This window comes from Aeromonas sp. 602658, from assembly GCF_049173005.1.
In the GTDB taxonomy this organism is placed as follows: domain Bacteria; phylum Pseudomonadota; class Gammaproteobacteria; order Enterobacterales; family Aeromonadaceae; genus Aeromonas; species Aeromonas veronii_A.
Genome location: NZ_JAAKRF010000043.1, coordinates 1 through 15,356 on the forward strand (window position 1 = coordinate 1; position 15,356 = coordinate 15,356).

At 60.9% G+C, this 15,356-nt stretch carries 11 protein-coding genes; 8 read left to right on the forward strand and 3 right to left on the reverse strand.

The window, feature by feature from the left end:
• Nucleotides 1-249 precede the first annotated feature (249 nt).
• The 7 genes from ebgR (at nucleotide 250) to G5253_RS18915 (ending at nucleotide 9,885) form a co-directional block, all read left to right on the forward strand.
• Nucleotides 250-1,215, forward strand: coding sequence for a transcriptional regulator EbgR (gene ebgR, locus G5253_RS18885; protein WP_005342046.1), 966 nt, complete (start codon nucleotides 250-252; stop codon nucleotides 1,213-1,215).
• 321 nt (nucleotides 1,216-1,536) lie between these two features.
• Nucleotides 1,537-4,611, forward strand: coding sequence for a beta-galactosidase subunit alpha (gene ebgA / locus G5253_RS18890; protein ID WP_266135718.1), 3,075 nt, complete (start codon nucleotides 1,537-1,539; stop codon nucleotides 4,609-4,611).
• Entirely contained in the window at nucleotides 4,608-5,063 is a 456-nt protein-coding gene (locus G5253_RS18895) for a beta-galactosidase subunit beta (protein ID WP_266135717.1), read from the forward strand. The genes ebgA and G5253_RS18895 overlap by 4 nt, the downstream gene beginning before the upstream one ends.
• A gap of 103 nt (nucleotides 5,064-5,166) precedes the next feature.
• Complete coding sequence (locus tag G5253_RS18900; RefSeq protein WP_113740294.1) at nucleotides 5,167-6,612, forward strand: amino acid permease; 1,446 nt, start codon at nucleotides 5,167-5,169, stop codon at nucleotides 6,610-6,612.
• A 76-nt stretch (nucleotides 6,613-6,688) separates the two neighbouring features.
• Nucleotides 6,689-7,027, forward strand: coding sequence for a tRNA-binding protein (locus tag G5253_RS18905; protein WP_266135716.1), 339 nt, complete (start codon nucleotides 6,689-6,691; stop codon nucleotides 7,025-7,027).
• Between the two features lie 166 nt (nucleotides 7,028-7,193).
• Complete coding sequence (locus G5253_RS18910) at nucleotides 7,194-8,639, forward strand: amino acid permease (RefSeq protein WP_266135715.1); 1,446 nt, start codon at nucleotides 7,194-7,196, stop codon at nucleotides 8,637-8,639.
• 295 nt (nucleotides 8,640-8,934) lie between these two features.
• On the forward strand, nucleotides 8,935-9,885 hold the full coding sequence (locus tag G5253_RS18915; RefSeq protein ID WP_266135714.1) for a bile acid:sodium symporter family protein: 951 nt from the start codon (nucleotides 8,935-8,937) through the stop codon (nucleotides 9,883-9,885).
• A gap of 79 nt (nucleotides 9,886-9,964) precedes the next feature.
• Here the strand turns inward: G5253_RS18915 and ovoA are convergent, their stop codons facing one another.
• The gene (gene ovoA / locus G5253_RS18920; protein ID WP_266135713.1) at nucleotides 9,965-12,115 is read right to left on the reverse strand and encodes a 5-histidylcysteine sulfoxide synthase; all 2,151 of its coding nucleotides are present in this window, start codon (nucleotides 12,113-12,115) and stop codon (nucleotides 9,965-9,967) included.
• Between the two features lie 363 nt (nucleotides 12,116-12,478).
• Between ovoA and G5253_RS18925 the strand changes: the two genes are divergently transcribed.
• Nucleotides 12,479-13,201, forward strand: coding sequence for a head GIN domain-containing protein (locus G5253_RS18925; protein ID WP_266135712.1), 723 nt, complete (start codon nucleotides 12,479-12,481; stop codon nucleotides 13,199-13,201).
• A 50-nt stretch (nucleotides 13,202-13,251) separates the two neighbouring features.
• Here G5253_RS18925 and fghA read toward each other — a convergent pair whose 3' ends face one another.
• Together fghA and G5253_RS18935 are read right to left on the reverse strand one after the other, a co-directional pair.
• A complete protein-coding gene (gene fghA, locus G5253_RS18930; protein ID WP_266135711.1) occupies nucleotides 13,252-14,088 on the reverse strand; it encodes an S-formylglutathione hydrolase in 837 nt (278 codons plus the stop codon).
• Nucleotides 14,089-14,136: 48 nt separating this feature from the next.
• Nucleotides 14,137-15,264, reverse strand: a complete 1,128-nt coding sequence (locus G5253_RS18935) for an S-(hydroxymethyl)glutathione dehydrogenase/class III alcohol dehydrogenase (protein ID WP_266135710.1) — start codon at nucleotides 15,262-15,264, stop codon at nucleotides 14,137-14,139.
• Between the last annotated feature and the right edge of the window lie 92 nt (nucleotides 15,265-15,356).

Below are 15,356 nucleotides of genomic sequence, written 5' to 3' on the forward strand. Positions count from 1 at the left end.
TCCCATGCCGAACTCAGAAGTGAAACGCGGTAGCGCCGATGGTAGTGTGGCATTCGCCATGCGAGAGTAGGACACTGTCAGGCACCTATTTAGAAGAGGCCTCCCATCCGGGAGGCCTTTTTGCATTTCTGCGTTCCAAAAATCTGCACCGCCGCCGGCATTTTAGTAAAAGTGCTGGGCTATCAAGGGATTGCCCGTTACTCTTTAGCCGTTACCGATTAACACGTGATGCTCGCCAGCGAGGTATTGATGGCTACGTTGAAGGAAATTGCACAGGAGGCGGGGGTTTCTCTCGCCACGGTATCCCGGGTACTGAACGAGGATCCCAGCCTGAGCGTCAAGGAAGAGACCAAGCAGCGGATCTTCGAGATTGCCGAACGGCTGGAGTACAAGACCAGCAGCGCCCGCAAGGGGGTACACAAGAGCAAGCTGCACTTTCTGGTGGTCTATGCCTATCCCCAGAGTACCGAAGTCAACGACCCTTACTATCTCGCCATCCGTTATGGCATCGAGACCCAGAGTGCCCGCCTCAATATCGAACTGACTCATCTCTACAACTGTGGTGAAGGACGCGAACTGAGCGCCGTGGATGGCATTCTGGTGGTCGGTACCCTCACAGCCGAGCGTCTCGTCCAGCTCAGGGCTTGTTCCAGCCAGCTGGTGTTTGTCGACTGCCGTTCACAGGGAGAGTTCGACTCGGTCGATGTGGATCTCGCTCTGATCAGCCAGCAGGTCGTCGACTACTTTATTGCGCAGGGGCACCAGCGCATCGGTTATATCGGTGGCCAGGATGAGAATCCGGATCTGCGTGAACTGGCCTTCCGGGATTATGGCCAGCGGCTGGGGGTGGTGCAGGAGAGCGATCTCTATCGTGGGGACTTCTCCAGCGCTTCCGGCTACCAGTTGGCGAAGGAGATGCTGGCCGGCGACTGGCCCAAGGCGCTGTTTGTTGCCTCCGACTCCATCGCGATTGGTGTGCTGCGTGCCATTCATGAGAAGGGATTGGCGATTCCCCAGCAGATCGAGCTTATCAGCGTCAACGATATCCCGACCGCCAAGTTCACCTTCCCGCCACTCTCCACGGTGCGGATCCACTCCGAGTTGATGGGCTCCCAGGGAGTCAATCTGTTGGTCGAACGGCTGCGTGACGAGCGTGATATTCCACTCCGGGTGCTGGTACCGAGCAAGTTGACCCTGCGCGGCACCACTCGCTGATTTTAGTAAAACACTCTGCTTTTTAGTCGTGCCATCTTGCGGTGGTGCGACTCCTCTCCCAAGCAAACCTCTTTCCCATATCATCCTGCAACTTCATATCATATTGTTTTATAGTTGATTTTATTGGTAATCAGCGAGCTGCCATCAACATCCATGCCACTCATCCATATCTTGCCCACCTTTATCTCCCGCTTCTGATCTCGCTCACAAAACCATCTGTTCATTGTGATCAGGTTAAAACTTTACCAATTCAAAACTGATATTTAGTAAATGTTTATCTAGAGTTTACCCAGTCAAAGTTGCCTTGTTCCGGGAGGACATGTGAATAACTGGGAAAACGTCCAATTCGTTGGTGAAAACAGGCTGGCCCCGCGCGCCTACTTCTTCTCTTATGCCGACCACGCGCTGGCGGCCACCATGCAGCGCGAGCTGAGCCGCCGTTTTCTGAGCCTTGGCGGCCAGTGGCAGTTCCACTACTTCGACCACCCCCTGCAGGTGCCGGAGGCCTTCTATCACAGCCCCATGAACGAATGGGGCCAGATCACCGTGCCCAACATGTGGCAGATGGAAGGGCATGGCCAGCTGCAGTACACCGACGAAGGTTTTCCCTTCCCCATCGACGTCCCCTTCGTGCCGACCAACAACCCCACCGGTGCCTATCAGCGCAGCTTCACGCTGAGCCCGGCCTGGGATGGGGAGCAGGTGATCATCAAGTTTGACGGGGTGGAGACCTACTTCGAGGTCTATGTGAACGGCCACTATGTCGGCTTCAGCAAGGGGAGCCGTCTCACCGCCGAGTTCGATATCAGCGCCTACGCCAACATTGGCGAGAACCTGCTGTCGGTGCGGGTGATGCAGTGGGCTGACTCCACCTATATCGAAGATCAGGACATGTGGTGGATGGCGGGGATCTTCCGCGACGTCTACCTGGTGGGCAAACCGGCCGCCCATGTGCAGGACTTCTTCATCCGCACCGCGCTGGCTGATGGCAATCAAAGCGCCACCCTGAGCTGCGATATCCAGTTGGAAAATCTGGGGGCGCCCGCCCGTGATCACCGTCTGGTCTGGTCGCTGCTGGATCAGGGCAGTGAGATCGCCAGCGGCTCGCTCGACCATCTCGCCATCGACGGCAAGTGTGATTGCCGCTTCACGCTGGATCTGGCCCACCCCCATCTGTGGAGTGCCGAAGATCCTTACCTCTATCAGCTGCAACTCTCCCTCTACAACGGGCAGGGCGAGCTGCTGGAAGTGATCCCGCAGCGGGTCGGGGTGCGTGAAATCAAGGTCAAGGATGGCCTCTTCTACGTCAACGGCCACTACCTCAAGCTGCACGGGGTGAACCGCCACGACAATGACCACCTCAAGAGCCGCGCGGTCGGTATGGACCGTGTTGAACGCGATATCGTGCTGATGAAGCAGCACAACCTCAACTCGGTGCGCACTGCCCACTACCCGAACGACCCGCGCTTCTACGAGCTGTGCGACCAGTACGGTCTGTTCGTGATGGCGGAGACCGACGTGGAGACCCACGGTTTTGCCAACGTCGGCGATCTCAGCCGCATCACCGATGACCCCTTCTGGGAGCCGGTGTTCGTGGATCGCATCGAGCGCCACGTGCACGCCCAGAAGAACCACCCCTCCATCATCATCTGGTCGCTGGGCAACGAGTCCGGCTACGGCTGCAACATCAGAGCCATGTACCAGCGCTGCAAGGCGATCGACCCGACCCGGCTGGTGCACTACGAAGAGGATCGCGATGCCGAGGTGGTGGATGTGGTCAGTACCATGTATTCCCGCGTCTCCCAGATGAACTGCTTCGGCGAGTTCCCAATGGAGAAGCCGCGTATCCTCTGCGAATACGCCCACGCCATGGGCAACGGCCCGGGTGGCCTGAGCGAATACCAGCAGGTGTTTGACCGCCATCCCCACATTCAGGGTCACTACATCTGGGAGTGGTGCGATCACGGCATTCTGGATCAGGACGAGCAGGGCCGCCCGGTCTACAAGTACGGCGGCGACTATGGCGACTACCCCAACAACTACAACTTCTGCATGGATGGCCTCATCTATCCGGATCAGACCCCTGGGCCTGGCCTGCGCGAATACAAGCAGGTGATCTGCCCGGTCAAGGTGCGCGCTCTGGATCTGGCCAGCGGCAAGCTGGCAGTGGAAAACCGCTACTGGTTCTCCACTCTCGACGACATCCGCCTGCTGGTCGAGGTGAAGGCCGAAGGCGAGCTGCTGGCCAGCCAGCAAATCCGGCTGGAAGGGGTGGCTCCCGGTGCCACCACAGAGTTGCAACTCGAACTGCCATCCCTCGATGGGCGGGAAACCTTCGTCCAGCTGCGGGTCATCAAGGCCACCGCCACCCGTTACAGCGCGGCGGAGCACGAGCTGGGCCAGTACCAGTTCCGGCTGAAAGAGTCGACTCGCCAGCTGCAGCCCTTTGCCAATCCCAACGCTACTTCGTTGGATATCGCTGATGAGCGCCTCGCGCTGATCTTGAGCGGTAGCGGCTTTGCCCTGCGTTTCTCACGCCTCGACGGCAAGCTGGTGAGCTGGCAGCAGGATGGTATCGAGCTGATTGAGCGCTCGCCGCGCCTCACCTTCTTCAAGCCGATGATCGACAACCACAAGCAGGAGTACGAGAGCCTGTGGCACCCGAATCACCTGCAGATCATGCAGGAGCACTTCCGCACTTTGAGCTGGCGTCAGCTGGGTGAGGCGGTCGAGGTGACGGTGGAGAGCCTGATCGCGCCGCCGGTGTTCGACTTCGGAATGCGCTGCCGCTACGTCTATACCCTGAGCCCGAACGGCCAGCTGCATGTGGCGCTCTCCGGTCAGCCCTATGGCGGCTATGACGACATCATTCCCAAGATCGGCTTCGAGCTGGGCATTCGTCAGGATCTCGACCGGGTGCACTACTACGGTATGGGGCCGGGCGAAAACTATCAGGACAGCCGCCAGAGCAACTGGATCGACAGCTTCCAGATCACAGTCAGCGAGATGTGGGAGCACTACCCCTTCCCGCAGGACAACGGCAACCGCCAGCAGGTGCGCTGGGCGACCCTGACCAACCGTCACGGCGCCGGTCTCTACGTGCGGCCCGATGCCCCCATCAACCTCAGCGTCTGGCCCTACAGCTGGGAGCATATCCACGCAGCCCAGCATATCAACGAGCTGGAGCCCTGTGGCTATCTCACCCTCAATCTGGATCACAAGGTGCTGGGGCTCGGCTCCAACTCCTGGGGCTCCGAGGTGCTGGACTCCTGGCGGGTGCGCTTCGAACCGTTCAGCTTCGGCCTGACCCTGCTACCCATCGCCCGTGGCAACCTCAATCCGGCTGCGCTGGCCGGGCTCGATCTCACCATCAACGGCGGGAGGAACCTCGCATGATCACCCTGGACAACCTGACCCTGTTCAAAAACATCTACCGGGAGGGCAAGAAGTGGGGCCGCTGCGTGGAGGCCATCAACAACCTGCCGAACCTCAAGCCCGGCATTTGCCACTCCATCGGTGACTCCCTCACCTACCGCTTGCAGGAGGGGGCCAGCCCGGCCACCTCGTTGTTCGAGGGGCAGCGCCGCTACTTCGACGTTCACTACTACCTGGAAGGAACAGAGACGGTGGAGTGGGCAGCCAAGAGCGAGCTGCGGGTCGAGCAGGCCTATGACGACACCACCGACCGCGAGTGGCTGGCCGGCGAGGTGCGTGAGCGCCAGCAGGTCGGCAATGGTCAGGTGGTGATCTTCGAGAACGACGAGGCCTACCGATTCGTCGGCGACAGCCCGGTGCGCAAGCTGATCATCAAGGTCACCGTCGAAGGCGGCTACTTCAAGAACAAATAACAAGCCGCCGGTTCTGCACTGATAAAAGCCGGAAGGGCGGGGTTCACCCTACAACCCATGCCCCGCCCTTTCGCGGCAATAACTACAGGTCTGGAGATGCACCATGTCTGATTCCAAACGCAATACGATAGGCAAGTTTGGTCTGCTGTCGCTCACCTTCGCGGCGGTATTCAGCTTCAACAACGTCATCAACAACAACATCGAAATCGGTCTGGCCTCGGCCCCGATGTTCTTTCTGGCCACCATTTTCTACTTCATTCCGTTCTGCCTGATCATTGCGGAATTTGTGTCACTGAATAAGAACTCCGAAGCGGGGGTTTACGCCTGGGTGAAGAGCTCCCTCGGCGGTCGCTGGGCCTTTATCTCCGCCTACACCTACTGGTTCGTGAACCTCTTCTTCTTCACCTCGCTGCTGCCGCGGGTTATCGCCTACGCCTCCTATGCCTTCCTCGGCTACGAGTACATTCTCACCCCGGTGGCGACCACGGCCTTGAGCATGGTGCTGTTTGCCTTTGCCACTTACGTCTCCACCAACGGCGCCAAGATGCTCGGCCCCATCACCTCGGTGACCTCGTCCCTGATGCTGCTGCTGACCCTCTCCTACATCCTGCTGGCAGGTGCGGCACTGGTGGGCGGCGTACAGCCAGCCGACCCCATCACGGTAGAGGCCATGGTCCCCGATTTCAGCTGGGCCTTTCTCGGCATCACCACCTGGATCTTTATGGCAGCCGGTGGCGCCGAGTCGGTGGCGGTCTACGTCAATGACGTGAAAGGTGGCTCCAAGTCCTTTGTGAAGGTGATCATCGTCGCCGGGATCTTTATCGGCGTGCTCTACTCCATTGCATCGCTGTTGATCAACGTGTTCGTCCACAGCGACACCCTGAAATACACCGGCGGCTCGGTGCAGGTGTTCGAGGGGCTGGCAGCCTACTTCGGTTTGCCTGAGATCCTGATGAACCGCTTCGTGGGTCTGGTCTCCTTCACCGCCATGTTTGGCTCCCTGCTGATGTGGACGGCGACCCCGGTGAAGATCTTCTTCTCCGAAATCCCGGCCGGCATCTTCGGCAAGAAGACGGTCGAGCTGAACGAGAACGGCGTGCCCGCCCGGGCAGCCTGGATCCAGTACCTCATCGTGCTGCCGCTGATGGTGATCCCGACCCTGGGCTCCAACACAGCGCAGGATCTGATGAACACCGTCATCAACATGACTGCTGCCGCCTCCATGTTGCCGCCGCTGTTTATCATGCTGGCCTACCTCAATCTGCGCCTGAAGCTCGACCACCTGCCGCGGGATTTCAGGATGGGTTCGCGCACCACCGGCATCGCCGTGGTCTCGGTGCTGATCGCCATCTTCTCGGTGGGCTTCCTCGCCTCCACCTTCCCGACTGGCGCCGACATCATGACCATCATCTTCTACAACGTCGGCGGGATCGTGATTTTCCTCGGCTTCGCCTGGTGGAAATACAACAGATATGAGGCCTCCCTCAGCGCCGAAGCGCGCGCGAAAGAGGCCCAGCCGACAGCGCAGGTTGCCATGCAGACGCCATAGGCACGGCATTGAATTCCAATCAAACCGGGTGGCCGTTGGCCACCCGCAAACCGTTGAACCAGAAAAGGAAAAGAGCATGAGCGAGACGATCGAGTTTGCCGAATTCAAACGGGTCGAGATGAAGGTGGGCAAGGTGCGGGAGGTGGTGCGTCACCCCGGGGCCGACAAACTCTACATCGTCCAGATCGACGTGGGTGGCGAGCGGCCGCTGCAGACTGTCACCAGTCTGGTGCCTTACTACAGCGAAGAGGAGCTGATGGGCAGCGAGGTGGTGGTACTGACCAACCTCAAGCCCACCAGGATGCGCGGCGAGCGCTCCGAGTGCATGTTGCTCTGCGCCGAGACCCTGGACGAGAGCCAGAGCGTGCTGTTGCAACCGCGGGTGCCGATGGCGCCGGGCACTCCGATCGTCTGAATGGTATTGCGAGCCGGTGCGGGAGACGGCACCGGTTCAGCAACGAGGCCGTCCACGCGGCCCGATCATAACAAGAGAGTAAAGCGCGGGGCCGACAGACCCTTGCCGAACACATCACAGAGTCACAGCGTTACCCGCAGGGAGCGCAAGTCCACTGGAGGACACCATGTCTGAATCCGTACGCGGCACCATAGGCAAGTTTGCCCTGTTGTCGATGACCTTTGCCGCCGTGTTCAACGTGCGCAACATCGTCAACAACAACATCGAACTGGGGCTCAGCTCCGCCCCTATCTTCCTGCTGGCGACCATCGTCTACTTCATCCCGTTCGTCTTCATCATCGCCGAGTTCGTCTCGGCCAACAAAAACTCCGAGTCGGGGATGTACGACTGGCTGAAAAAGCCGCTCGGCACCCGGATGGCCTATCTGGGCTCGTTTCTCTACTGGTTCGTGAACCTGTTCTGGTTCGTCTCCCTGCTGCCCAACGTCATTGCCTACGCCTCCTACGCCATGCTGGGCTATGAGTACAGTTTCTCCCCCATGGTCACCTCGATCATCTCCATCGTGCTGTTTGCGGCGGCGACCCACATCTCCACCAAGGGTGCGAGCTGGCTCGGCAAGATTGCGGAGATCGTGGCCTACGGGGTATTTGCCCTGTTCGCCATCTATGTGCTGGGCGCGTTGATGGCCCTGAGTGGCGATCATGTGCCAGCCCAGCCCATCACGCTGGAGGCGATGACCCCTACCGTCAACTGGGCGACCCTCGGCATCATGTGCTGGATCTTCCAGGCGGCGGGCGGTGCCGAAACGGCGGCGGCCTACCTCAATGACGTGAAGGGCGGCCAGAAGTCCTTCATCAAGGTGATCATCAGTGCCGGTATCGTCATCGGTGCCATGTATGCGGTCGGTTCCCTGTTGGTGAACGTGTTCGTGCCGCGCGAGAGCCTCACCTATGCCGGCGGCATGGTGGAGATCTTCACCGGCATGGCGCAGTACTTCGGGCTCTCTGAGGCGCTGGTGGGCCGCTTCGTCGGCGTGGTGCTGTTTATCGCCATGTTCGGCTCCATGATGATGTGGACCTCGGCGCCGGTGAAGATCCACTTCTCCGAGATCCCGCAGGGGGTTTACGGCGAGAAGACCACCCAGCTCAACGAGCACGGCGTGCCGGTGCGCGCCGCCTGGTGGCAGTTTGTCTTCGTGTTCGCGATGCTGGTGGTCAACGGCTTCGGCTCCGAGTCGGTGCAGCAGATGATGAACACCGCCATCAACCTCACCGCCGGCACCGCCATGTTGCCGCCGATCTTCATCATGGTGGCCTACTTCGTGTTCCGCTGGAAACATGACGACACCCCGCGCGACTTCCGCATGGGGTCGCGCACCTTCGGGATGGGCGTGGTGTCTGTATTGATCGCCATCTTCGTGGTGAGCATGAGCGCCTCCGCCTTCCCGGCCGGGGTGGATCTGGTGCGTGCCTTCTTCATCAACGTCTTCATGACCGCGGTCTTCTCGGCGCTGGCCTACTGGTGGATCTCCCGCTTCGAGAAGCGCCAGGCCCGCAAGTCAGGTGGCAACGAGAAGAAAGCGGGCAGCGGCACCCTGGCCAGCCAGCGCTGATCGGCATGTGGCAAACAGGAGACGGGCGACCAGGGTCGCCCGTTTTTTTATCCATTTTTAGCCGTTGGGTAGCTGTCACAGCCGTTTTATCGTCAACTTTTGCTGCGCAATATGGCGAATGCGTTAAGCATTGATGAACAATTATTCGCCGCTCAACTTTGCGCCTCTCCGTTATCGGGGTAAGCTGGAGGTTCGTTTTAGCGGGAGGTGCCAGACATCTCCCGCTCTGTTTCTTGTCCTCCCCAATCCTGACTGCTGCCATGGCTGCGGGATGCCCTTCTGATGGAGACCTTTCGTGCGTCTGGATCCCTTTACTGTTGTGCTGATTGCGGTGGTCACTCTGGCCTCCCTCTTTCCCTGCGAGGGGCAGGTGGCTGTCTGGTTCGGTCTGCTGACCAAGCTGGCGGTGGCGCTCTTGTTCTTCATGCATGGCGCCAAGCTGTCGCGCCAGAACCTGCTGGCAGGCCTCGGCCACTGGCGGCTCCATCTGGTGGTGATGCTCAGCACCTTCGTGCTGTTTCCGCTGCTGGGGCTGCTGCTCACGCCGCTGGTACCGGGCTGGCTGAGCCCGGCCATCTACCTCGGCTTCCTCTATCTCTGCGCCCTGCCTGCCACCGTGCAGTCGGCCATCGCCTTTACCTCGATGGCGGGGGGCAATGTGTCGGCGGCGGTGTGCAGCGCCTCGGCCTCCAGCATCCTCGGTATCTTTCTCTCGCCGGTGCTGGTGGGGATGATGATCCACGTGCAGGGGGAGGGGATCGACACCTGGCACTCCATCCAGTCCATCATGATGCAGCTGATGCTGCCGTTCGTGGTGGGCCACCTGTCGCGCCCGCTGATCGGTCGCTGGGTCGACAGCAACCGTCCGCTCATCGGCAAGCTGGATCAGAGCTCCATCCTGCTGGTGGTCTACGTCGCCTTCAGCGAGGCGGTGGTGCAGGGGATTTGGCATCAAGTAGGCTGGTACGATCTGGCCAGTATCGTGTTGCTGAGCTGCATCTTGCTGGCGCTGGTGCTCTGCTGGAACGTCTGGATCAGCCGTCGCCTCGGCTTCGACAAGGCGGACGAGATCACCATCGTCTTCTGCGGCTCCAAGAAGAGCCTCGCCAACGGGGTGCCGATGGCCAACGTCATGTTCCCGGCCGCCAGCGTCGGGGTGATGGTGCTGCCGCTGATGATCTTCCACCAGATCCAGCTGATGGTCTGCGCCGTGCTGGCCCGCCGCTATCACGAGCAGGGAGATTGATACTCGCGCCGTTTTTGCTGTCATAACAAGAGGGAGGCCCGTTGGCCTCCCTCTTCTCATCTGCATATCGACCGGCGTGCTAGCGTTTGCGCCAGACGGTCAGCTGCGCCACCGTGTGCTGGTATTTGCGGGCGGTCTCGCGGATGACGAAAGGCACATCCCGCGGCGGGCAGTGCTCCTCGAACTCAGCCGCCAGCAGCCGTTGCAGCGCCTGATAGGTGGTGAGCGCCTCGCCGTTTTCACGAATGCCGCCGAGCCAGTTGGCGGGCGGGGTATATTCCGCCAGCCAGGTATAAGGGCTGGTAAGCACCAGCAGGCCACCGCTGCGCAGCCGGGGGGCGATATCCCGCAGGAAGCGAGCGGGCTCTCGCAGCCGGTCGATCAGATTGGAGGCGAGCACCAGATCGTAGTGGTCATATTTGGGCTTGAGGTTGCAGGCATCCCCCTGACTGAAGTGGATGCGCTCCGCCTGACTCGCCCCCAGCCCGTGGCTCGACAGGCGCGCCTCGCAATACTCCACCAGTTCACCCTCCAGCGGAATGGCGTAGCGGAAGCTGTCCTGGCTGGCGAGGGCCAGCGCCACATCGATGAAGCGGGCCGAGTAGTCGACCCCGTCCACATGCTGGAAGTGGCGGGCCAGTTCGAAGCTGGCGCGGCCGGTGGCGCAGCCGATATCCAGCGCCCGCTGATGGTTGCTGCACAGCTCGCCAGCAAGATCAGCAAGCGTCTTGGCGTAGTTGGCTACCCCGAAGTGGCTCGGGCCGTACTGGAAGTCGAGGTACTGAGCGACGAGCGTGTCGGTTTCATAGGGATTCACGATAACGGGTTCCTGATAACGGGAGACCAGATAGCGGAAACCCGCATGCTGGAAGAAGTGACGCCGGAAGGCGTAACGGGATGATTTGAGCGCTTCGTTACCCGTGCTGATCCAGCTGCCACCCTTGATCAGGGTGTGCTTGCCATCAAAGGTGGGGGTGGAGAAGTCGTCGTAGAGCGGGTGGATTTTAAAGCCGTCGAAACCGTCGATGGCGGTGCTGGTCCACTGCCAGACATTGCCCACCAGATCGAAGAACTCCCCTTGCGGGCAGGCATCCACCGGGCAGGAGGAGGCAAAACGGGCCAGATTGATATTGCCGGGGGCCTGTGTCCAGTCCGGCTGATCGCCGGGTAGCTGCTCGCGCAGCAGCATCCACTCCGCCTCGCTCGGCAGCTGGATGGGGAGTCCGGTCCGGGCCGCCTTCCAGCGACAGAAGGCGGCCGCTTCCAGCTGGTTGACCTCGACCGGCCAGTCCCAGGGCATGGCGACCTGCTCGGTCATCAGCCGCAGCTGCAGTTGTTCGGGCTTGGTGGAATCACCCACCCAGAAGGTGGGCATCTGCGCCTTGGCGTACTGGCACCAGCCCCATCCCTCCTCATCCCACCACTGTTGCTGGCCGTAGCCGCCCGCCTGGACGAAGGCGAGGTACTCGGCATTGCTCACCAGCATGCGGCTGGCCTGAAACGGGGCCAGCTCGATATGGCGCTCGCCATATTCGTTGTCCCAGCCGTAGGTGGCGTCCCGCTTGCCAAGGCGCACCTTGCCGCCGGCCACCGGCAGCAGGTTGTTGGCGGGCACCTGATCAATGCGGTGGCGGGTTTCGGTACAGGCGGGCCAATAAGGTTGCGGCCGCACCCAGGCGAGCGGCAACTGGCGGATCAGCACGCTGGAGGTCTCGAGGTGGATGCGCTCGTGCTCTATCCCCATCAGGATCACCCAGGCCGGGCTCTGCCAGTCGATGGGCAGGGTGAGCGGCATCTGGCGAATGAAATCGCACACCAGCGAACGGACTCTGGCCCGATAGCTGCGCAGCTCGGTGACTTTTGGCCAGTCGTAGTGGGTCTCGTCCAGATCATCCCAGCTCATCTCGTCCACCCCGATGGCGACCATGGCCTCGATGCGGGCATCCAGCCGCTGATCGATCAGGCGCGCCGCCAGCAGCTTGTTGATAAAGAAGGCGGCGGTGTGGCCGTAGTAGAAGATGAGCGGGTGGCGCAGCGGGATCGCCTTGTTGAACCAGGCCCGCTCATCGGCCAGACAGTCGAACAGCGAGTCGTAGAGATCGAAGGTCTGGCAGAAGTAGGCGAGCAGTTCGCGCCGTTTCTGCTCGGGATCGCTGCCGGTCAGCAGCGGGGTGCGAGTCGGTTCCGGCAGACCGGTGGCGGTGGCATAGAGAGGGCTTGCTTGGGTCACGCTCTGGCTCCTTGTTGGCAGTGAAGACTGACAAGACAGTGGTAATGACATTACCGCAATGGAGAGCTTGGTACGCACGAAGTACCACTATTGGCTCAACAGACCGGCAGGGCAATTAAAAACTTCCACGGGCTGTCAGCATAGTGACCGGCAGGACGACCCGCCAATCAGCCACAATCATATCCGTTCGAGAATGGTTATTTTCACCAAAACATGGTCTAAATGGCTCTCTTGATTCTTCTGTCTGTTCTGGTTGAAATGGTTATTTCCTTTTGAATCATTAGGTTAATTTTTGGCTCACGCTTTGCAGAGCATGAAAACCAATTGGCCCTGGATGGCCAACACATAAGGAGGAGAGTAGCGATGAAATGGATGATGGTTGTCATGTTGATGGCAGGGCTCAGTGGTTGTCACTGGCTGGATCAGACCAGAGTGACCGGAACGGGAGCTGTGGTCGAGCGCCAGCAGGCGCTTGGTAACGGGGTGACCCGGGTGCTGGCGGGGGTGCCTGCCACCCTCCATCTGGTTGCGGGGGAGCCGCGCGGTATCCTGATCAAGGGGCAGGAGAACCTGCTGCCCTATCTGGTGCTGACCGAGAGCGGTGACAAGCTGGAGATCGAGGTCAAGGAGGGTTACCGGCTCGAGCCTACCGAGCCGCTGGAGCTGACCATCACCTTGCCGGTGCTGAACGAACTGGCATTGGCCGGGACCGGCAACGGCGATCTGAGCGGCTTCAAGGGCGATGAGCTGGTGCTGTCGGTGGCCGGTACCGGTGACATCGTCGCCAGTCAGCTGGAGCTGAAACGGCTGGAAGGGAATATCGCTGGCACCGGCAGTCTGGAACTGGGCAGCGGTTCGGCACAGGCCATCGAGCTGAACATTGCCGGATCTGGCGACGTGCTCGGGAGCGAGATGCGCGGCAAGGAGGTAGAGGTCAATATCGCCGGCAGCGGTGATGTGGCGGTGCGGGCGCAGGAGACGCTGAAAGTCGGCATCGCCGGCTCAGGCAACATCGCCTACTGGGGCGATCCCAAGGTGGAGCAGCAGATCGCAGGCTCCGGCGGCGTGACCCGAGCGGGCAGCTGATATCAACCGATCACCACAACTGAAACAGGCCCGCAACGGGCCTGTGTTGATCAGAGGTGGCGGGCGTGAAAGCGCAGGTGCGCCTCGATAAAGCTCGCCACGAAGTAGTAGCTGTGGTCATAGCCCTCGTGGCGGTTGAGCTCCAGTGGCCACTCCTTGCTGGCGGCCACCTCGGCCAGCGCATCGATATGCAACTGCTCGGCGAGGAAGGGATCATCCAACCCCACCTCCACCAAGGTTGGTAGCGGCGTGACCGGCTGGTGGCGTAGCAACTGGCAGGCATCCCACTCCTGCCACAACAAGGGATTGCTGCCGAGGTAGGCGCCGAGCGCCTTCTGGCCCCAGGGGCAGCGGCTCGGGTGGCAGATCGGGCTGAATGCCGAGACCGAGCGGTAGCGACCGGGCTCCCGCAACGCGGCGATCAGCGCACCGTGACCGCCCATGGAGTGGCCGCTGATGGCGCGCCGGGTCGAGACCGGGAAGTGAGTCTCTATCAAGTCAGGCAGCTCGCGGGTGACGTAGTCATACATCTGGTAGTGCGCCTGCCAGGGGCTCTGGCTGGCATTGACGTAAAAGCCCGCGCCCATGCCGAGGTCATAACCGGGATCATCCGCTACGCCGTCGCCGCGGGGGCTGGTGTCCGGCGCCACCAAGGCGATGCCAAGCTCGGCGGCGATACGCTGGGCACCCGCCTTCTGCATGAAGTTCTCATCGGTGCAGGTGAGGCCGCTGAGCCAGTAGAGCACCGGTACCTTCTGGCCGGTGAGGGCCTGAGGCGGCAGATAGATGGCAAAATTCATCTCGCAGCCGAGCACGCTGGCGTGGTGGCGATAGCGCTTGTGCCAGCCGCCGAAGCTCTTGTTGCTGCTGATAATCTCCAGATTCATCGAAGGACTCCTGCACCCCGCCCACGAAGGCGGGCGGGGCGATCATGCTCAGTAGTGGATGACGGTGCGGATGCTCTTGCCTTGGTGCATCAGATCGAACGCCTCGTTGATCTGCTCGAGGGGCATGGTGTGGGTGATGAAGTCGTCCAGCTTGAACTCACCCTGCATGTAGCGCTGCACATAGCTCGGCAGCTCGCTGCGACCGCGTACCCCGCCGAAGGCGCTGCCGCGCCAGACCCGACCGGTCACCAGCTGGAGCGGACGGGTACTGATCTCCTGACCCGCTCCGGCCACGCCGATGATGACCGACTCGCCCCAACCCTTGTGGCAGCACTCCAGCGCCGCACGCATCACCTTGACGTTGCCGATGCACTCGAAGGAGAAGTCGACGCCGCCGTCGGTCAGCTCGACGATCACCTCCTGAATCGGTTTGTCGTAGTCGTTCGGGTTGATGCAGTCGGTGGCGCCCAGCTTGCGGGCCAGTTCGAACTTGCTCTCGTTGATGTCGATGGCGATGATGCGACCGGCCTTGGCCAGACGAGCCCCGATCACCGCCGAGAGGCCGATGCCACCCAGTCCGAAGATGGCTACGCTCTCACCCTCCTTCACCTTGGCGGTGTTCATCACGGCGCCGATGCCGGTGGTGACGCCGCAGCCGAGCAGGCAGACCTCTTCCAGCGGGGCGGCCGGGTCTACCTTGGCGATGGAGATTTCGGGCAGCACCGTGTATTCGCTGAAGGTGGAGGTGCCCATGTAGTGATAGATGGGCTGGCCATCTTTCGAGAAGCGGGTGGTGCCGTCCGGCATCAACCCCTTGCCCTGGGTGGCGCGGATCTTCTGGCAGAGGTTGGTCTTGCCGGATTTGCAGAATTTGCACTCGCCGCACTCGGGGGTGTAGAGCGGGATCACATGATCCCCCACTTTGACGCTGGTGACCCCTTCGCCGATGGATTCGACGATGCCGCCCCCCTCGTGGCCGAGAATGCAGGGGAAGACCCCTTCCGGATCCTCACCGGAGAGGGTGAAGGCATCGGTGTGGCAGACGCCGGTGGCGACGATACGCACTCGCACCTCTCCCGCTTGTGGCGGCATGACCTCGATCTCTTCGATAGAGAGGGGCTGACCCGGGCCCCAGGCGATGGCGGCTTTACACTTGATGCTTTGAACCTGTGCCATGAATGACATCCTTCTTGTTGAGCAGGGTGAACAGAGATGAGTTCGGACAGTCAGTGTAGTTTCCCGCCGATTTGGTGATAATGAGGGCAAAT

What these genes read in the sequence shown, in the direction of transcription:
- ebgR (WP_005342046.1), top strand. Translation starts at nt 250, where the DNA reads ATGGCTACGTTGAAGGAAATTGCACAGGAGGCGGGGGTTTCTCTCGCC.
- G5253_RS18895 (WP_266135717.1), top strand. Translation starts at nt 4,608, where the DNA reads ATGATCACCCTGGACAACCTGACCCTGTTCAAAAACATCTACCGGGAG.
- G5253_RS18900 (WP_113740294.1), top strand. Translation starts at nt 5,167, where the DNA reads ATGTCTGATTCCAAACGCAATACGATAGGCAAGTTTGGTCTGCTGTCG.
- G5253_RS18905 (WP_266135716.1), top strand. Translation starts at nt 6,689, where the DNA reads ATGAGCGAGACGATCGAGTTTGCCGAATTCAAACGGGTCGAGATGAAG.
- G5253_RS18910 (WP_266135715.1), top strand. Translation starts at nt 7,194, where the DNA reads ATGTCTGAATCCGTACGCGGCACCATAGGCAAGTTTGCCCTGTTGTCG.
- G5253_RS18925 (WP_266135712.1), top strand. Translation starts at nt 12,479, where the DNA reads ATGAAATGGATGATGGTTGTCATGTTGATGGCAGGGCTCAGTGGTTGT.
- fghA (WP_266135711.1), bottom strand. Translation starts at nt 14,088, where the DNA reads ATGAATCTGGAGATTATCAGCAGCAACAAGAGCTTCGGCGGCTGGCAC.
- G5253_RS18935 (WP_266135710.1), bottom strand. Translation starts at nt 15,264, where the DNA reads ATGGCACAGGTTCAAAGCATCAAGTGTAAAGCCGCCATCGCCTGGGGC.